This window comes from Parabacteroides sp. merdae-related_45_40 (assembly GCF_001915675.1).
In genome coordinates, this window is sequence record NZ_MNQY01000129.1 from 43,333 (window position 1) to 63,635 (window position 20,303).

General features: G+C 47.6%; 13 protein-coding genes and 1 pseudogene. All 14 read left to right on the top strand.

The window, feature by feature from the left end; genetic code table 11:
• Nucleotides 1-626 precede the first annotated feature (626 nt).
• Nucleotides 627-3,958, top strand: a pseudogene (locus tag BHV83_RS18090) (DUF6383 domain-containing protein).
• 415 nt (nt 3,959-4,373) lie between these two features.
• Nucleotides 4,374-5,300, top strand: a complete 927-nt coding sequence (gene rsmH / locus BHV83_RS18095) for a 16S rRNA (cytosine(1402)-N(4))-methyltransferase RsmH (RefSeq protein ID WP_005634315.1) — start codon at nt 4,374-4,376, stop codon at nt 5,298-5,300.
• A 26-nt stretch (nt 5,301-5,326) separates the two neighbouring features.
• Nucleotides 5,327-5,671 (top strand): FtsL-like putative cell division protein, encoded by a 345-nt coding sequence (locus tag BHV83_RS18100; RefSeq protein ID WP_005649517.1) that lies wholly within the window; start codon nt 5,327-5,329, stop codon nt 5,669-5,671.
• 3 nt (nt 5,672-5,674) lie between these two features.
• Nucleotides 5,675-7,873 (top strand): PASTA domain-containing penicillin-binding protein, encoded by a 2,199-nt coding sequence (locus BHV83_RS18105; RefSeq protein ID WP_286757861.1) that lies wholly within the window; start codon nt 5,675-5,677, stop codon nt 7,871-7,873.
• A 3-nt stretch (nt 7,874-7,876) separates the two neighbouring features.
• On the top strand, nt 7,877-9,349 hold the full coding sequence (locus BHV83_RS18110) for a UDP-N-acetylmuramoyl-L-alanyl-D-glutamate--2,6-diaminopimelate ligase (RefSeq protein ID WP_022321577.1): 1,473 nt from the start codon (nt 7,877-7,879) through the stop codon (nt 9,347-9,349).
• 77 nt (nt 9,350-9,426) lie between these two features.
• Nucleotides 9,427-10,686 (top strand): phospho-N-acetylmuramoyl-pentapeptide-transferase, encoded by a 1,260-nt coding sequence (gene mraY / locus BHV83_RS18115; RefSeq protein ID WP_005644581.1) that lies wholly within the window; start codon nt 9,427-9,429, stop codon nt 10,684-10,686.
• 89 nt (nt 10,687-10,775) lie between these two features.
• Nucleotides 10,776-12,113: a UDP-N-acetylmuramoyl-L-alanine--D-glutamate ligase gene (gene murD / locus BHV83_RS18120; RefSeq protein WP_182387864.1), complete on the top strand. Its 1,338-nt coding sequence runs from the start codon at nt 10,776-10,778 to the stop codon at nt 12,111-12,113.
• Nucleotides 12,114-12,127: 14 nt separating this feature from the next.
• Nucleotides 12,128-13,495 carry an FtsW/RodA/SpoVE family cell cycle protein gene (locus BHV83_RS18125; RefSeq protein WP_122205430.1) on the top strand — a complete coding sequence of 456 codons (1,368 nt, stop codon included), beginning with the start codon at nt 12,128-12,130 and terminating at the stop codon, nt 13,493-13,495.
• Nucleotides 13,492-14,610, top strand: a complete 1,119-nt coding sequence (gene murG, locus BHV83_RS18130; RefSeq protein ID WP_005634302.1) for an undecaprenyldiphospho-muramoylpentapeptide beta-N-acetylglucosaminyltransferase — start codon at nt 13,492-13,494, stop codon at nt 14,608-14,610. The genes BHV83_RS18125 and murG overlap by 4 nt, the downstream gene beginning before the upstream one ends.
• Before the next feature lie 155 nt (nt 14,611-14,765).
• A complete protein-coding gene (gene murC, locus BHV83_RS18135) occupies nt 14,766-16,196 on the top strand; it encodes a UDP-N-acetylmuramate--L-alanine ligase (RefSeq protein ID WP_122205429.1) in 1,431 nt (476 codons plus the stop codon).
• A gap of 3 nt (nt 16,197-16,199) precedes the next feature.
• The gene (locus tag BHV83_RS18140) at nt 16,200-16,928 is read left to right on the top strand and encodes a cell division protein FtsQ/DivIB (RefSeq protein WP_005644573.1); all 729 of its coding nucleotides are present in this window, start codon (nt 16,200-16,202) and stop codon (nt 16,926-16,928) included.
• 5 nt (nt 16,929-16,933) lie between these two features.
• The gene (gene ftsA, locus BHV83_RS18145) at nt 16,934-18,352 is read left to right on the top strand and encodes a cell division protein FtsA (RefSeq protein ID WP_122205428.1); all 1,419 of its coding nucleotides are present in this window, start codon (nt 16,934-16,936) and stop codon (nt 18,350-18,352) included.
• Between the two features lie 26 nt (nt 18,353-18,378).
• On the top strand, nt 18,379-19,722 hold the full coding sequence (ftsZ, locus tag BHV83_RS18150) for a cell division protein FtsZ (RefSeq protein ID WP_022321571.1): 1,344 nt from the start codon (nt 18,379-18,381) through the stop codon (nt 19,720-19,722).
• A 102-nt stretch (nt 19,723-19,824) separates the two neighbouring features.
• Nucleotides 19,825-20,274, top strand: a complete 450-nt coding sequence (locus tag BHV83_RS18155; protein ID WP_005634290.1) for a GatB/YqeY domain-containing protein — start codon at nt 19,825-19,827, stop codon at nt 20,272-20,274.
• The last annotated feature ends 29 nt before the right edge of the window (nt 20,275-20,303 follow it).

Genomic DNA, 20,303 nt, shown 5'->3' on the forward strand with positions numbered 1-20,303 from the left:
TTGTAGCCTCCTTGTTTTTTACTTAAATGTGTGGATGTGAAACCGGGGAGGCATGGCCAACCCAAATCAGGACGAGACAGGGTGAAGGCAAATTTTTGAGGTGAAGGCAGTCCGGATGTCTGTCTTCACCTTTGTGTGATATGATAATCAAAAGGTTTCAAGGGGGGGGTGAAGCTGAAATGATTCATATCTGCCAATATGTGAACTTCGATGGTAAATTAGAAACGACCGTCATATCATCATGTTTCTTGTGTGAGGATTGGTGATATAATATACAGGTATGACAGTTGTTTCCGTTATATCATGTAGAGATCGATTTTGTTTATATATTTAATGTACGCATGTACATTAATTTCAGATATGTAGGGCTTTGGGGTAGTTCCTCTATAAATATCAGAGTTTGTCTCGTAAATAAGCATTTTCGTACAGGATAGCTTATCTTGTTGATAAGAAAGAATATAGAAAAGGAAAAAATATTAAGGAAAAGGATTGTCGGTTGAAAAGTTATGCGTATTTTTGCCAAGAGAAAATCGTACGCAATGGTATTTGATTATAAGATTTAGAAGACGTACGTGTTATTTGATTGATTTATTTACACTTTAGTATTAATATTAAATTATTTGATTATGAACAAAAAGTTTTCTACTCTTTTGGCAGGGGTTGCATTGTTAGGTGCGATGTCTGCTAATGCAGGGAATCCTGTAACATCTTTGCAGAAAACGGGTAATGGCTTGTATCAATTGAAAGCTGCTGGTGGAGTGTTAGCGATGACTCCGGAAGGTGCTTTGAAATTGGAAGCAACTACTGAATCTGCAAATTTAGCAAGTACATTGTGGTGTGTTGAAGTAACTGAAGAAGGTTACGGTAAAGCTCCTATCTTTGATTTTACAAACAAAGCTACCGGTCAGCGTCTGGATATCCAGTATGCTGGTACTCTGTTGGAAGGTTTGGCTGAAAAAACGCCTTCTTATACGGACGTAGAAACGGCAAATGATTCTACTCGTGTCGGTGGTGAAATCTCTGGTTGGGCATACTTGAACCAGTATACATCTATTCCGGCAGCAGAACAAGCTGGTAAGACATTGTATTCTTATTTTAAAGCTGACTCTGTAATCGGTTTGGTTGCTAACGGAACAAATATTCAAGTGAAGAAGTTAGGTGCAGCTGATGCTTATAAAGATGCAGCTGCTGGTTCTGAATTAACGACGTTTATTCTTCAAGAAGCCGATATGATTCGTTTGCAGGCTCCTGAAATCAATACAATTTTGGGGTTGCAAGCTGCGGATAAGGGGGTTGCTTTGACATTTACACCGGATGAACAGGGCGAAAAGGTTGCTGTCGCCAACCCGTTCAATGGAAAGAATGCTGGCAAATTCTTGGCTGAAGCTATTTCTGGTGATAATGATTATGTATTTGTGTTGACGGCAGATAGTTCTTATCTGCGTGTTGATACTGCTATCGTTAACGAAAGCGGTGAGAGATTCCGTGCATTTAAGTGGTCTGATCTGAGCTATGCTAAACGTCAGGCAAGTACTGCTGCTACAAAGCCGACTTCTGCTGCAGACTCTATTTCCAAAGTAACAGGTCTTTCAGATCAGTATAAGTTCGCATTCTCTTACTATCCTTCAAAAGATAGCTTGGTAATCCAGGTTAAATCTGCAATGGATTATGATCCGAAAACTGCTACTAATGGTTCTGATTGGATTGATGATGCTGCTGCAACTGTGCTTCCTACAGCTGCTGGTACGAAAGGTGAGAACAACTTTGTAACTGTTCAGGATTTGATCAAAGATAAAGTACGTATTGTAACTATCTATGACAAGAAGGAAACTGATATTTCTTTGGGTTATAAAGGCTGTGAAGCCGTTTACAACGGTCGTACTTCTGTTGAGGACGGTTTGTATTTCATCATGAATCAGAAGGGGCAATATTTGGCTTCTCCGATCCATGTAAATGGTGGCGAAGCTACTTGGGTAACAGTAAAGGCTGACGAACAGTTGACAGCTCATATGCCGGCTTATCAGTGGGTTGTGTTGAAAAAGAACACGGCTGATAAGGTAAAGGCTTATTCTCCTGTTACTATCACAAACCGTGAGTTCGCAACCGAATTGTCTGCTACAGCTCAACTGATGTTGAATGAAGGTGCTAAATATATGTATACTTCTGCTGCTACTAAAATTAATATCAAGGCAACGGACTCTTTGATCTTTGTACAAGTAAAAGATGCCGAAGGTGTTAAGGGTAATGCAGCTTTGATCGCTGAAGCTTATCAGGATTCACTGTTAGGTTATAAGAATATTCCGGACGCTAAGTTCTTATTGGATGAATATACATTCAAATATCTGCATCCGTATGCAACAGGCGAAAACAGCAAGTATTTAGCTAAGGGCGCTGGTAAAGATTCTTTGCTGAATGTATTGAACGGTAAAGATGCATTCCGTCTGATTGAAGACGAAATTGCTGATTATGGTTATACAGTAACAGCGGATGTTGCAAAACGTGTTGGCATCAAACAGTTGCGTAGAACAGAATATGCAATCTCATTGAAAGATGCTTATATGGACGAAGCTAAGGAAGACAAGTATGCAATGTCAGCTTACGCTGATCCTATCGATTATTTCTTCTTGAAAGAAAATAACCATTATGAAGGTGAATGCTATTATGCAATTGTGAAGGCTAATAGTAATGCAATTTCAGATGTTAAAGCTGGTGTAACGGATGATATTCTGGATGCAACAGTTAAGGTACAACCACTGGAAGAAACCAGAACTTCTGCATTTGCAATCAATCCTGATAAGACTCCGTTGTATCGTCGTTTCAATAATGCAAATCTTGGTGAAGCTGATGGCCGTGATACTTTGAGATTCTATGAAAACGTACGTCATGAATATCTGATGGACGAAAATAATAAGGAAGGTGGCTTGACAGACGAATTCGTTAACTATGTTGGTATGTGGACTGCAGACAAAGCAACAGGCTTGGCATTCCAGATTGATACAACTTGGGTAGTTCGTGGACGTGGCTATATCAAACCTCAGTACCTGATTTCTGTTGCTCATAATGATTTTGCAGGTATCGAAGGAACTCCTTGTACTGAAGATGGTCCGCATATTACACCTGACGGACAGATTACAGACGATCCTATGGCTTGTAAGCATGCTCATCCGGCTATCCCTGGATTCGAAAGAGCTAAATATATGGTAAGCTTCCAGGATTCTGTTGCAGTTTATGGTCAAGACAAACCGTATGCAGACGTAGCTGGTGGTTATACTCGCGTTGGTTTCGTTGAAGGTATCCGTGTTGCTGATACATTGTGGATCTTGCCGGCTCAATATAGAAGCGTGGCGTGGCTAACGACAAAGTAAACTTTGCAACTCTGCAAGCTTATAATGATTCTGTTGTGGCTAAGGGTCTGCCTGCTATCAAGAATCTGTTGACTGAAGATGTTCATAAGAACTACGTATGGTCATTCCGTTATGTACATCCTGAAAAGGCTAACAATGTAACAGAAGAAGGTCCTGAAAACTCATTCTTGTTCGAATCGAACATTTGGCCGAATTCTGCAACTACCGTTAATGAATCTATCGCTCCTACAGAAAAAGCTGCATGGCTGAAGATTCAGAATGGTTGTGTAGTTTTGACAGATGATAAATCTACATTCGCTAATGCTAAGACTGGTGGTGATGGTGCTTTGGTTTTCAATGTTGAGAATAAAGAAAACGATCAGTTGGCTACAGATAACGAAACTATTACAACATCAGAAGTAACAGTGATTGCTGGTAACGGAAACGTTCAGGTAGTTGGTGCTGAAGGCAAGAAAGTTGTTATCACTAACATCTTAGGCCAGACAGTTGCTAACACAGTTATCACTTCTGACAATGCTACAATCGCTGCTCCTCAGGGTGTAGTTGTAGTAGCTGTTGAAGGCGAAGAAGCTGTTAAGGCTATCGTTAAATAAGTTCGATGCATTTATTAATTAAATAAATCGATTGCTCCTCTTCTCGTGAGAAAAGAGGGCAGAAAACAAATAAGCCTTTCCGGTAGAAATATCGGAGAGGCTTTTTGTGCATATATACGAGTGGTATGATTGGGGAAATTTGAAGAAGTCGGAGCTGCTTATCTTCCGGAGAATGCGATATTTGAAAATAACCCTGTATAATCGTCCAAATACGCGATTCTGACAGGGTTTAGGGGTGTCAGAATGTGAATGTTTTTCCGACCTGTTGATAACTTTTTGTTACTTTTCCCATATATTTCTTGGCGGTTAAATTAGGAAATGTGTACTTTTACCCTCCAATAGGGTGATGTATGTGCAAATCAACCAACTACAGGCCCTTATTTTAAGGAAAAGTTTAACATGAAGTAGCGAAGAAATGGAAGAAAAAGAAGTCTGTTATCATGTGCCGGTAATGCTTCATGAAAGTTTGGAAGGACTGGACATTCAACCATCCGGAGTGTATGTCGATGTTACCTTCGGAGGTGGAGGACATTCGCGTGAAATCTTGAACCGGCTGAATGACGAAGGGGAGCTTTATGGATTTGATCAAGATGCCGATGCGGAGAAAAACATTCCGGCGGATTCCCGTTTTGTATTTGTCCGCAGTAATTTTCGTTACTTATATAACTTCATGCGTTATCATGGTGTAGCGGGTGAGGTCGATGGGTTGTTGGCCGACTTGGGCGTTTCTTCCCATCATTTTGATGACAAGGATCGCGGGTTCTCTTTCCGTTTCGACGGAGCGTTGGATATGAGGATGAATACACGGGCTGGACAAACTGCGGCGGATATTGTTAATACATATACGGAAGAACAGTTGGCAGACTTGTTCTATCTTTACGGAGAATTGAAAGTGGCACGCAAGCTGGCCTCCGTCTTGGTGCGCAGCCGCGAAATAAAGAAGATAGAAACGATCGCCGACTTTTTGGAAGTGATAAAGCCCTTTACGGGAAAAGATAAGGAGAAGAAATTCCTGGCTCAGGTATTTCAGGCCTTGCGTATCGAGGTGAATGATGAAATGCGTGCCTTGCGCGAGATGTTGCAACAGACGCTGCAAGTGTTGAAACCCGGCGGACGTCTGGTTGTCATCACCTACCATTCTTTGGAAGACAGGTTGGTGAAGAACTTCCTGAAGACGGGTAACTTTGAAGGAAAGGCGGAGCAGGACTTCTTTGGAAATATAAGATCTCCGTTTCGCCTGGTAAACAATAAGGTGATTGTTCCGTCGGACGAGGAGATCGAACGGAATCCCCGCTCCCGGAGTGCCAAGCTAAGAATTGCGGAGTTGGATAATAGAGTCTGATAACTTTCAACAGAAAAAGTATGGCAATGGAAACGAAACAGAAGGAAAAGAAGAAGGAGAATCGTTTTTCTTTTTTGTATATATTGGGGGGTGGGATCCTGAAAGAGGATTTCATTGTCAGGCATACGAAGATGATCGTGCTTGTTGTCGTACTGATATTCATATTTATCGGTAACCGATATGTCTGTATGCAGCGGTTGCGTGAAATCGACCGCTTACAACAGCAATTGCGCGATGTGCGGTTCGAGGCGCTGTCCATTTCTTCGGAATTGACAGGCAACAGCCGTCAGTCGCAGATTGAACTGTTGATAGAAGAACAGGGTATAGAATTGGAAGCGGCGAAGAATCCGCCGTATGAATTGTATAAGTAAAAGATGGCTGAAGAAGAGATCGGATCAAAAGAACAAGCTCCTAAGAGTAACCGGATTTTATTCTGTTACTTCTTTATCGTGCTGTTGCTCGGATTGGTAGCAATAGGCATCTTGGTGCGTGCCTTCGATACGGCTTTTGTGGAAAGGGAGACTTGGATGAAGGTGGCCGAGAGCCAGAAGCGTCCGAACCGCCTGATCTATCCCAGCCGTGGAAATATCTATTCTTCCGACGGCAAGCTGATGGCGACCAGTGTGCCTTGCTTTTATCTGTATATCGATTTCAACGCAGACTGCTATACCCATCCGACCAAGAAGTGGAACAGCTTGGATACGCTTCTGAAAAGTAAACATAACGAGATCGACTCCCTTTCTTTTTACCTTTCCCGCAAATTGAAAGACAGGACGCCTGTCGGATATAAGAATTACCTGCTGAATGGTCTGAAGAAGAAAAGCCGCCAGTTCCCCGTTTGTGACGGTAAAGTTTCCTATTCCGACTTGAAGGAAATAAAGAAATTCCCGTTCTTCCGTTTGGGACGGTTCAAGAGCGGCTTCTACACGCGGGAGATGGTCGAACGGCAGAAGCCGTTCGGGACATTGGCCTCCCGTACGATCGGCGACACGTTCCGCGATATCGATCCTAAAACAGGACTGACAAAGGGAAAGAACGGTCTGGAATTGCAATACGATACTTTGCTCCACGGCGTAGCCGGCCTGAATTCCGTACGTCGTCTCGGTGGAGGATGGACGAATGTCGTAGAGGTCGATCCGGTGGAAGGAATGGATATCCGCACGACGATCGACATCAATATCCAGGATATAGCCGAGAAGTCGTTGCTCGACATGCTGAAAAAGATCGACGCTGCATCGGGTACGGCTGTCGTCATGGAAGTCGCGACAGGCGAGGTGAAAGCCATTACCAACATGGGGCGTATTCGTGAAGGCGTCTACGGCGAGGATACCAACCATGCCGTGGCAGACGAAACGGAACCCGGTTCGACCTTTAAAGTCGCCTCCATCATGGTGGCGCTTGAAGATGGTGTCTGCCAGCCCGGCGATACGGTCGATGTCGGCAACGGTATCTATATGTATAAAGGAGCCCGTATGACGGATCATAATAACCATAAAGGCGGTTACGGCCGTATTTCGGTGGAACAGGCTATTTGGTATTCCTCCAATATCGGGGTGGCCAAGACGATCCTGAAAGGATATGAAAAGAATCCGACTAAGTATGTGGAAGGGCTTTACCGTATCGGTTTGAATGAAGACCTCCGTCTGGAAATCCCTGGAGCGGGCCGTGCTAAAATCCGCCGGCCGGACGACACTGTGCGCTACTGGTCGAAGACTGCTCTGCCGTGGATGTCTTTCGGGTATGAGACTCAGATCCCGCCGATTTATACGCTTGCCTTCTATAATGCGATTGCCAACAACGGTAAGATGGTGCGTCCGATCTTTACAAAAGAAATCATGCACAACGGCAAGACCGTGCAGAGCTTCTCTACTGAAGTGATCCGGGAATCCATTTGCTCGGAGCGTACGCTGAATATGATAAAGGATATGTTGTTAGGCGTAGTGGAAAAAGGAACCGGCAAGGCTGTCCATTCTGACTTTGTCCGTATTGCCGGTAAAACCGGTACGGCCCAGATCGCTTCGGGAGGTGTTTACCGCCAGGCTGGCCACCAGGTCGCCTTCTGCGGCTATTTCCCGGCCGACGAACCGAAATATTCCTGCATCGTCGTGATCCGTCAGCCGCGCAACGGCTATCCTTCGGGGGGCACGATGTCAGGCGGCGTAGTGAAGGCGATAGCCGAGAAGGTCTATGCCAGCCATATGTCATTCGATATCCGCGACATGGAAAAGGATTCATTGGCAGTGACGTTGCCGCAGCCGAAAGCCGGTGAACGGGGAGCGTTGGAATATGTTTTGGACAAACTCGATATAGAGGCCGATAACGACAGTATCGAAACCCAATGGGTGACGGCTAAGCGTGAGGACGGCAGGGAAGATGTGGAACTGAAAGATATCCCTATCCGCGAAGGATTGGTGCCGAATGTGATCGGCATGGGAGCGAAAGACGCCGTTTACCTGTTGGAAAGCGTTGGATTACGGGCTTCGTTGAATGGTATGGGGCGGGTATCTTCTCAATCCGTATCTCCCGGTTCACGGGTTTCGAAAGGACAAACTGTTTCATTAACATTAAAATAGGCTATGGAACTAAAAGAACTTATTCATCCGTTGGAAGTGCTTGAGGTCGTAGGAAACACCGACGTGGAGATCTCCGGTATTCAGTCTGATTCCCGTAAAGTGGAAAAAGGCTTTTTGTTTGTGGCAGTTCGGGGTACGACCGTAGATGGCCATGATTATATCCAAAGCGCGATCGGGAAAGGGGCTGCCGCAATCGTTTGCGAGGAAATTCCTGCTCTTTCGGATGAAGACATACAGGTATCCGAAAGCAAACCGGTTTTTATCCGGGTGAAAGATTCGGCGGATGCTTTAGGCAAATCACTTTCTGCCTGGTATGAGAATCCTTCGGACAATCTGATATTGGTTGGAGTGACCGGCACGAACGGAAAGACGACAATTGCGACGCTCCTGTACGAGATGTTCCGGAAGATGGGGCATAAAGTAGGATTACTCTCTACCGTTTGCAATTATATCGATGGCGAAGCAATCCCGACTGATCATACGACGCCTGACCCTGTCACCCTTCATAATCTGATGGCTCGGATGGTGGAAGCCGGTTGCGAGTATGCTTTTATGGAAGTCAGTTCGCATTCGATCGACCAAAAGCGTATCAGCGGCCTGTCGTTCAACGGAGGTATCTTTACCAATCTGACGCGTGATCACTTGGATTATCATAAGACAGTCGAGAATTACTTGAAAGCCAAGAAGAAATTCTTCGATGATCTGCCTGCTTCGGCTTTCGCACTTACGAATGCGGACGACAAAGCCGGTCTTGTCATGTTGCAGAATACGGCTGCCAGGAAGCTGACCTATTCGCTTCGCACATTGGCCGATTTCAAAGGAAAGATATTGGAATCCCATTTCGAAGGGACTGAAATGCTGGTTAACGGGCGTGAGGTGATGACACGCTTTGTCGGCCGTTTCAATGCCTATAACCTGTTGGCAGTGTATGGAGCTGCTGTTTCGTTAGGCAAAGATCCGGAAGAAGTGTTGGTGGTGTTGAGCGATCTGCATTCGGTTTCCGGTCGTTTCCAGACGATCCAGTCTCCATCGGGATATACGGCAATCGTGGACTATGCCCATACGCCTGACGCATTGACGAACGTGCTCAACAGCATCCATGAGGTGTTGAACGGCAACGGCCGTGTGATCACGGTCGTTGGCTGTGGCGGCAACCGCGACAAGGGAAAGCGCCCGATCATGGCGAAGGAGGCAGCCAAGTTGAGCGACCAACTGATCCTGACCTCCGACAATCCCCGTTTCGAGGAACCGGATGAGATCATTAAAGATATGGTTGCCGGCCTGAATGCTGCCGATATGGAACATACGCTCTGCATTACGGACCGTGCGCAGGCGATCAAAACAGCCACTATGCTCGCCAGGAAAGGTGACGTGATCCTGGTTGCAGGCAAGGGCCATGAAGATTATCAGGAAGTAAAAGGCGTGAAGCATCATTTTGATGACCGGGAACAGTTAAAAGAAATATTTAAGAGTTGAAAGGTGAAAGTTGAAAGTTATATTCAGCAGTATTTAACTTTCAACTCTCAACTTTCAACTGAAAAACGAAGTTTTTTATGTTGTATTATTTGTTTAATTATTTGGATCAGCTCGATTTTCCGGGGGCCGGTATGTTCAAGTATGTATCATTCCGTTCCGCCCTGGCATTGATCCTGTCCTTGTTCATCTCGACGGCTATCGGACGCCGTATCATCGACAAGCTGCAAATGTTGCAGATCGGCGAGACGGTGCGTAACCTCGGCCTGGAAGGGCAGATGAGTAAGAAAGGGACGCCGACGATGGGAGGTATCATCATTATCATTGCGATTGTGGTGCCGACCTTGCTTTGTGCGAAGCTGACCAATATCTATGTGATCCTGATGCTGGTGACGACCATCTGGTTAGGGGCGTTGGGATTTGCCGACGACTATATCAAGGTGTTCCGGAAGAACAAGGAAGGCATGCACGGCAAGTTCAAGATTATCGGACAGATCGGTCTGGGGTTGATCGTCGGCCTGGTGCTTTTTATGAGTCCGGATGTGGTAATCAAGGAGAACATGGAAGTGCGGCATGACAATGTGATCGAGGAAGTCCGTTACCATACGGTTGAAAAGAAGTCGACCAAGACGACGATCCCGTTTGTGAAGAACAACAATTTCGATTATGCGCAGTTGGTCAACTGGGCAGGCGAATATAAGGAAGAGGCAGCCTGGCTGGTCTTCGTCCTGATGGTGATCTTCGTGGTGACGGCCGTGTCGAACGGGGCGAACCTGACGGACGGCCTGGACGGTCTGGCGGCGGGAAGCTCGGCGATTATCGGGGTGGCACTCGGAATACTTGCGTATATGTCGTCGCACTTCGAGTTCGCCTCTTTCCTGAATATCATGTTCATTCCGGGGGCGGAAGAACTGGTGGTGTTTGCGGCTGCCTTTATCGGGGCAACGGTCGGATTCTTGTGGTACAATGCTTATCCGGCACAGGTGTTTATGGGGGATACGGGTAGCTTGACGTTAGGCGGTATCATCGCTGTATTCGCAATCATTATTCGGAAGGAATTACTGATCCCGATCTTGTGCGGCATCTTCCTGGTGGAGAATCTCTCCGTCCTTATGCAGACGTTCTATTTCAAATATACGAAAAAGAAATATGGTGAGGGACGGCGCATTTTCAAGATGGCTCCCCTTCATCACCATTTCCAGAAGCCCGGTAATGCGGGAATACAGGCTTTGATACAGAAACCTTTTAACGTGGTGCCCGAATCGAAGATCGTGGTCCGGTTTTGGTTGATCGGTATCATCCTGGCAGTTATAACGATTGTGACGTTAAAGATGAGGTAAAGTGATTTATGATTTATAATTTGTGATTTATTATCGACGCATAAATCATAAATCATAAATCATAAATGAATAAAGAAATCATAAATCAAATGAAGAAAAGGATTGTTATCTTAGGGGCCGGTGAAAGTGGCGCAGGTGCCGCCGTGCTGGCAAAGGCGAAAGGATTCGATGTGTTCGTTTCCGATTTCTCGTCCATCAAACCCAAGTATAAGGATATGCTGGATGCCCACGGTATCTGTTGGGAAGAGGGCCGGCATACCGAAGCCGACATCCTGAATGCCGACGAAATCATCAAGAGTCCGGGGATTCCCGACAAGGCTCCTATCATAAAGAAACTGAAGGAGAAAGGTACGCCTATCATCTCCGAGATAGAATTTGCCGGACGGTACACGGATGCCAAGATGATCTGTATCACCGGGAGCAATGGCAAGACGACGACGACCATGCTGACTTACCACATCCTCCGGCAGGCGGGAGTGGATGCGGGGCTTGCCGGGAACGTCGGGAACAGCTTGGCCCTCCAGGTGGCTGAAGATCCTCACGCCGTCTACGTGATCGAACTGAGTAGTTTCCAGCTCGACAACATGTACGAATTCAAGGCGGACATCGCCATCTTGCTGAATATAACGCCTGACCATCTGGATCGTTATAACTACGAGATGCAGAACTATGTGGATGCCAAATTCCGCATTATCCGGAACCAGACGGCTGAAGATGCTTTCATATTCTGGAACGACGATCCCATTATTGCCCGCGAAATCGTCAAACGCCATCCGCAGGCAACTCTCTACCCGTTCGCCGAAACTCACGAAGCCGGCGTAAAGGGCTATACGGAAGACAAAAAGATAATAATTGAAACCTCAAACGGAACGTTTACAATGGAAGAAGATTTATTGGCATTATCGGGAACGCATAATCTGTATAATTCGCTGGCTTCTGGTATCGCATCCAAATTGGTGGATATCCACGATGAGAATTTACGGGCTTCGCTGAGCGACTTTACCGGGGTGGAGCACCGCCTTGAGAAAGTGGCACGTGTGCGCGGAGTCGATTATATCAACGACTCGAAAGCTACGAATGTAAACTCCTGCTGGTATGCCTTGCAGAGCATGACCACTCCGCTGGTCCTGATACTGGGTGGAACGGATAAGGGAAATGATTATTCCGAAATCGAAGAGCTGGTGAAGAAAAAGGTGCATGCCCTCATATTCCTCGGTGTGGACAATGCCAAGCTGCATGGTTTCTTCGACGGGAAGGTTCCTGTTATCGAGGATGCCCGTTCGATGGAAGAAGCCGTAGCGAAAGCGTATAAGCTGGCCGAAAAGGGAGATACCGTCCTGTTGTCACCCTGCTGTGCCAGCTTCGACCTCTTCAAGAGCTATGAGGATCGTGGCGACCAGTTCAAGGCTTGTGTGCGTAACCTGTAAAGAAAGACGAAGAAATGGACTTAGCAAGTAAACTGTTCAAGGGCGACCGGGTGATATGGGTGATCTTCATGTTCCTGTGTTTGGTCTCGGTGATCGAGGTCTTCAGTGCAACCAGTACGATTGCTTATAAGAATGCGAATCATTGGGCTCCTATTGTACGTCATGCGACTTTCCTGTTGGGAGGTTTCGTGCTTGTACTGTTGATGCACAACATACCGTGCAGGTTCTATTCCTTGTTGAGTTTGCTTTTGCCGGTCTCGATGGTTCTGTTGGCCATTACGCCCTTTGTTGGTGTCGTGGTAAATGGGGAACCTCGTTGGCTGGAAATTCTCGGAATCCGTTTCCAGCCCTCGGAAATAGCCAAGATAGCCGCTATCGGTTATACGGCGTTTATCCTGAGCAAGCGGAATTGGTTCACGGATAAACAGATGTTCTGGTACATCTTGGGAGGCGTTGGGGGTGTTTGTTTCCTGATCTTCTTCAATAACGGGTCGACCGCTATCCTGCTGTTCGCCGTGACTTTCATGATGATGTTCATCGGGCAGATATCCATCGGACGTTTGCTGAGATTGGGCGGTGCGGGTATCATCGGCGTCTTGATGTTAGTGGGTTTTATACGGTTTGCCCCGGACAAGGTGATCGACTTGATGCCGGATCGTGTGCACACTTGGAAAGCACGTATCGAGCGTTTTTCCGATCCGGCGGATGCCGTCAAGTTTGAACCGGGAAGAGCTGTCAGCATTGACGGTGACGACTACCAGGTGGTGCATGCCAAGATTGCACTGGCGCGTGGCGGTCTGTTCGGGAAGTTCCCCGGACATGGGCAGCAACGCGACTTTCTGCCGCAGGCTTACTCGGACTTTATCTATGCCATTATTATAGAAGAGATGGGAATCGTCGGGGGTGTCTTTGTCCTGCTCCTGTATATCATCTTGCTTGTCAGGGTGGGGATGATTGCTCGTAGATGTGATAAGCTCTTTCCTAAATTCCTGGTGCTGGGCTGCGGATTGTTGGTTGTCGTCCAGGCCTTGACGAATATGGCGGTGGCGGTAGATCTGATACCGGTGACCGGACAACCTTTGCCGTTGGTCAGTCGGGGAGGTACGTCGACTGTAATCAGTTGCGCCTATATCGGCATCATCTTGAGCGTTAGCCGTTTCGGAGCCAATATGGGAAATGAGGAAGAAACACCGGAAGAAGAAGGGACTGCTGCTATTGCCGAAGGTGGTACGCTTCCGGAAAGCGAAAGGATCGCGGATGCAACCCTTGATACCGTTTCGGACAAACCGTTCGAAGCGACCGCGAAAGCTCCCGTGGGTGAAGAGAATCCATTGGAGGCCGTGCGGACAATAGAAGAAACAACAACAGAAACTAAAATATGAAACAGTACCGAATCATCATAAGCGGCGGTGGAACCGGAGGGCATATCTTCCCGGCTATCTCCATTGCAAATACCTTCAGGAAACGTTTTCCGGAGGCGGAAATACTGTTTGTGGGAGCTGATGACCGGATGGAAATGGAGAAAGTGCCTGCCGCCGGTTATCGCATCGTGGGGTTGCCGGTTAGCGGCTTCGACCGTGCCCACTTGGCCAATAACATCCGTGTCGCAGGTCGTTTGCTCAAAAGCCTCAAGCTTGCCAAAAAGACGATACGGGAGTTCAAACCCGATATTGCCGTGGGGGTAGGCGGTTATGCCAGCGGACCGACGCTCTGGATGGCTGCTTCCTTAGGAATCCCTACCTTGATACAGGAGCAGAATTCCTATGCAGGTGTCACGAATAAGCTCCTGGCAAAGAAAGCCGGCAAAATATGCGTCGCCTACGAAGGCATGGAGAAGTTCTTCCCGGCCGACCGTATCGTCGTGACCGGCAATCCGGTCCGTCAGGATCTGGAAGAGGCGTCGGACAAGCGTGAGGAAGCCTTGAAGTTCTTCGGCCTCTCCCCGGATAAGAAGACGATTCTGGTGGTTGGCGGCAGTCTGGGTGCACGGACGATCAACCGCAGCATACAAGGAGATCTGGATAAACTTTTCGCTTCGGATGTCGACGTACAGGTAATCTGGCAAACCGGACGCTATTACCATGAAGAAGCCTTGAAACATCTGAAGGCTTACAGGGGAATGCCGATCTGGTGCTCGGACTTCATCACCCGTATGGACTATGCCTATGCGGCGGCCGATCTGATTATCTCCCGTGCAGGCGCCAGTTCTATTTCCGAACTTTGCCTGCTGAAGAAACCGGTGATCCTGGTCCCTTCTCCCAATGTGGCGGAAGACCATCAGACGAAGAATGCTTTGGCATTGGTGGGTAAAGATGCTGCTGTCATGGTGGCCGACAAAGATGCCGAACAGCAATTGGTGTCGAAGGCTCTCGAAATCATCCACGACGACGAACGTCTCCGTGTCTTGGGCCGCAACATCGCGACATTGGCCCAGCACCAGAGCGCGGAACGCATAGTGGACGAGATCGTCAAGATTATCGAAAAGAAAAACCTATGACTTTTTGCCGGAGAAGCTATGGCCTTTGGTGAAAAAAGTTATAGTCTTTTACAAGAAAAGCTATAGCCTTTTCTGAAGAAGATGCCGTTCTTTTATGGCAAATACGGTGGGAAGATCGTATCTTTGTAACAAAGAATAGTAACGAGTAAGAAAATATGGATATAAACAACATAACGGCTGTCTATTTTATCGGGGCCGGCGGGATCGGGATGAGTGCCTTGATTCGTTATTTCCTTTCGAAAGGAAAGAAGGTGGGCGGTTACGACAAGACTCCTTCCGGTCTGACGGAGCAGTTGAATTATGAAGGAGCCGCCATTCACTATGAAGACAATGTGGATCTGATTCCTGACGATTTTACCGATCCGGTAAAGACACTGGTCGTCTATACCCCTGCCGTTCCCGAAGACCATTCGGAGCTTTGCTATTTCCGGGGGAATGGTTTCGAGGTGATGAAGCGTGCACGTGTGTTAGGCGAGATCACTGGTTGCAACCGGGGATTGTGTGTGGCCGGTACGCACGGCAAGACAACGACCTCTTCGATGGTCGCCCACCTGCTGAAACAGTCTCATGTGGATTGCAATGCTTTCTTAGGCGGTATCCTGAAGAACTATGACAGCAACCTGATGCTTTCCGACAAGAGTGACCTGACCGTGATAGAAGCGGACGAGTTCGACCGTTCGTTCCATTGGTTGAAACCTTATATGGCCGTTATTACCGCGGCCGATCCCGATCACCTGGATATCTACGGGACTCCGGAAGCCTATCGTGAAAGTTTCGAACATTTCACCTCGCTGATCCGCCCGGACGGTTGCCTGCTTATGAAACAAGGCATCAACGTCACTCCCCGCCTGCAGGAAGGCGTGAAGTTTTATACTTATACCGGCGCTTTCGACGCAAAAGAACTTTCAACTTTCAACTTTCAACTCTCAACTGGAAGTCCCGACTTTTATGCGGAGAACGTCCGCATCGGAGGTGGCGAAATTTTCTTCGACTTTGTCGGTCCCGATGTCCGCATCCCCGACATACAGCTGGGCGTGCCCGTGAAAGTGAATGTAGAGAACGGAGTTGCCGCTATCGCCCTTGCCTGGCTGAACGGTGTGACACCGGAGGAGATCAAGCATGGTATGGCGACCTTTGCCGGTCCGCGCCGTCGTTTCGACTTCCATCTCAAGAAAGAAAATATCGTCCTGATCGACGACTATGCCCATCATCCTGCCGAGCTGAAGGCAAGTATCCTTTCCGTGAAGGAGCTTTATGCCGGACGTAAGGTGACCGGTATTTTCCAGCCGCACCTCTACACCCGTACGCGTGACTTTGCCGCCGACTTTGCCGCCAGCCTCTCGCTCCTGGATGAACTGATACTGCTGGATATCTACCCGGCACGTGAGGAGCCGATACCGGGTGTCACTTCACAGATTATCTTCGATGCCGTGACCATTGCCGACAAGCGGTTGATCCACAAGGAGGAACTGTTGGACGTGGTGGCTGCCGAAGCCGGTAAGCTCGAAGTCGTCCTGATGGTCGGAGCCGGCAATATTGAACTGTTGGTAGATCCGGTAAAACAAATATTGGATAAAAAAGAATAAATCGTGATCCGTATCGTATCCATAATCGTTGCAACACTGTTGTTCTGCTACATCGTGTTTGTCTCCTTCTTCTTTCGGGAAAGCAGGCAGAAGGAGTTGTGCCGTGACCTGCAAGTAGTGGTCGTGGACAGCCTTGACAAGCATTTTGTGAGCGAGAGCGATTTGGTGCATATCCTCAAGAAGGCTGACTTGAACCCGATCAAGAGGCCGATGGACGAGATCAACACCGACCGGATTGAAAACGAATTGCTGAAAAACGAAATGATTGCCCGTGTGGAAGCTTACAAGACTCCTTCCGGCATGATTAAATTGGAAGTGGAGCAAAAAATTCCTATCTTGCGTGTGATAAGTCCGAGAGGCAACTATTATGTGGATAATCTGGGAAGCACGATGCCTGTCAGCCGCCGTTATGTGGCGCACGTTCCGGTTGTGAGCGGATATGTGGAAAAAGAGCTGGCGGTAACCGACTTATACAAATTTGCATTATTTTTGCAGGAGAATGATTTCTGGAATAATCAGATAGAACAGATTTACGTTCATCCTGATAACGAGGTGGAGCTGATTCCGCGGGTCGGTAACCATCGTATCGTACTGGGCTCCTTTGCTGATTTCGAGGAGAAGCTGGACAATCTCCGGCTCTTCTACGAGAAAGCGATCCCGAAGGTGGGATGGGAGAAGTACAGCATTATCAGTTTAAAATATAAGGATCAGATTGTTTGTACTAAAAGATAGAGAATATGGCATACACAGACTTTATAGCGGCCATCGACCTTGGCTCTTCTCACATGGTCGGCATGGTAGGCGCGAAAGGCCCTGCCGGGACACTTTCCATCATTGCCTACGAAGTGGAGAACTCCGATACCTGTATACGAAGAGGATGTGTATATAATATAAAAGATGCGGCCGGCAAGATCGTGCGGTTGATCCGCAAACTGGAAAACAAATTGGGTGGTTCCCGTATCGGTAAGATATATGTCGGGGTGGGAGGCCAGTCGCTTCGTTCGATTAACCATGCCGTGTCGAAAGTGCTCGGTAGCGGTACGGTGACTGAAGAGGTGCTGAAGGAACTGGATCAGGAATGCCGGCAGTATCGTCCCGATATGCTGGACGTGCTGGATATAGCCGCTCCCGTTTATTATCTCGACAACCAGGCGGAAACCCATCCGATAGGTTTGGGGTGTTCGCGTATTGAAGCCCACTATAAGTTGCTCGTTGGCCGTCCGTCTCTTCGTCATGCCGTAACCACGAACATGGCGGAGCAGATCAAGCTCGATGTGGCTGGTGTTGTTGTTGCGCCGCTGGCGTTGGCAGACCTGATCCTGACGGAACAGGAGAAATTGAAGGGGTGTGCGTTGATCGACTTCGGTGCAGGCGTCACCTCTGTCACGATGTACAAGGATGGCAGTCTGGCCGGTCTCTACGTTATTCCGTTGGGCAGCCATCTGATCACTCGCGACTTGATGTCCTTGGGTATGCCGGAGAAGGAAGCGGAACGTGTCAAGCGCACCTACGGCAATGCTATCTGGGAAAAAGATAACGAACAGCAGATGGTCACGGTAGACTTGGCCGACGGACAGCATTCGAGCGAGATCAAACTTTCGGATATCAATATGGTGGTGGAAGTCCGCAGCCGTGAGATCATCGAAAACATATACGCCCGCATGGAAGATGCGGGAGTGGCAAAAGATCCCGGTTACAGTATCGTGATTGCCGGCAACGGAGCCGCTCTGAAGAACATGCGTGAAGCCCTCAGCGAACGTTTCAAGATGGATGTTCGTTATGCTTCCGTCCGGAAAGATCTGATTGCCGACGGCGAGATGATTGCCAATAATCCCGAGTATACGACCGCAGCCGCCCTGTTGCTAAAAGGAACGGAGAACTGCGCCCTTTATATCGCTCCCGAACCGGAGAGACCGAAAGTGGTAGAACCGAAGATCGAGCCGAAAGAAGAACCCGTGATCGCTGAAATAGAAGAAAAGCAGGAGGAACCGCCTGTTGAAAAGCAGTCAGCGGCTACGACTAAGAACCGCAATTCCGGAACAAAGAAGGAGGAAGAGAAAAAGAACCGTAAGGGCTGGGGTATCGGCGACCTTTTCAAAAATGCGGTGGATAAGGTGGGAGAAGGCATTGACAAGGCCTTGAAAGATGAGCAATAATCGGTAACAATAAAAGACAGACGACAATGGACGATAATACATACGATTTTGATTTGGCAAAAGCGCCTCAGACAATCATCAAGGTGATCGGTGTCGGTGGCGGTGGTGGTAATGCGGTCAGCAATATGTATCGCGAAGGTATCCGGGATGTATCTTTCGTGTTATGCAATACCGATAATCAGGCGTTGCAGAAGTCGGAGGTTCCTAATAAATTGCTGATCGGACAGAATACGACGCATGGACTTGGTTCGGGGAATGTTCCGGAAGTGGGAGAAAAAGCCGCCTTGGAAAGTGAAGAAGACATCTACCGGATGTTGGATGACGGTACTCGTATGGCCTTTGTTACGGCCGGAATGGGAGGTGGTACGGGAACAGGAGCCGGGCCGGTAGTCGCTAAGATCTCTAAAGATATGGGGATTCTGACTGTCGGTATCGTTACGATACCTTTTGTCTTTGAAGGACGGCCGAAAATCGTGAAAGCGCTCCGTGGTGTCAGAAATATGGCGCAGAATGTCGATTCGCTTTTAGTGATTAACAATGAGCGATTGAGAAATTTTGCCGACATGCCGGTTCCACAAGCGAATCGTAAAGCGGATGAAACATTGACAATCGCGGCCAAGAGCATAGCCGAAATCGTGACGACCGATTTGGAACAGAATGTCGACTTTGCCGATGTCGACACGACGATGCGTAACAGTGGCGTAGCTTTGATCAGTATCGGTTTCGGAGAAGGAGAAGGACGTTTGCGACAAGCGATTACGGAAGCTTTGGAGAGTACGTTGGTCAACGATGTGAACAATATTTTCAATGCTAAACGGGTAGCGTTTGTCATTTATTATAGCCATGAAGACGAACTTCGTATCAGTGAAATGGACGATATACATGATTTCATGTCGCAATTCAAGACTGAATACGAGGTGAAGTGGGGACATGGTTATGATGACAGTTTAGGGCATAAGATCAAGATTACGATCTTGGTGACCGGTTTCGGGTTGGAAGATATCCTGACCAAGACGGAACAGCAGGAGCTTGTCACAGAAGAACAACTGCGTGAAATGGCAGAGAAGGAAGAAGCGGAAAGAAAAAGACGAGCGGAAGAAGATGCCTTGATGGGACGTTATTACGGTGAATATATCGACTCGCGTCCGAATGCCGAAATCGTTGTATTTGCCGTCGACGAATTGGACGATGACGCTCTGATCTCTTTCATGGAAGACAAACCTGCCTACAAGCGGACTGCCAAAGACGTGCAGCAGATACGCCGGAAGGGTGAGGAACCGGTACGTACCCAAGGCATGTCGTTCACCTCGCCTGCCACTAACCAAAACAAGAAGCCTAAATCTGGCGGCACAGTTATTAGTTTTAGGTAATGAATAATGACTAATTGATAATTAATAATGAAAAATTAATGATGAGTAGTTGGATACGCGAAGGTTTAATTATTCATTCTTAATTCTTTAATTTACAAAACTATGGATTTGTTCGAAAGAGTCAGCGAAGACATTAAAAACGCAATGAAGGCGAAAGATAAAGTCGCCCTTGAAACACTGAGAAACGTGAAGAAGTTTTTCCTCGAAGCGAAGACCGCTCCGGGAGCCAACGATACATTGACAGATGCCGATGCATTGAAGATCATGCAAAAGCTCGTCAAACAGGGTAAGGATTCCGCCGCTATCTACGTGCAGCAGGGACGTCAGGATTTGGCCGATGTCGAACTGGCACAGGTAGCCGTTATCGAAAAGTACCTGCCGAAACAGATGTCTGCCGAAGAGCTGGAAGTCGAGCTGAAGGCAATCATTGCACAGGTCGGGGCTACCGGTCCGAAGGACATGGGTAAGGTAATGGGCATTGCCTCCAAGGCATTAGCCGGAAAAGCCGAAGGACGTATGATCTCGGAAGTCGTTAAAAAACTTCTGAATTGAAGATTGGAAATGGAAAATTGAAAGATAAA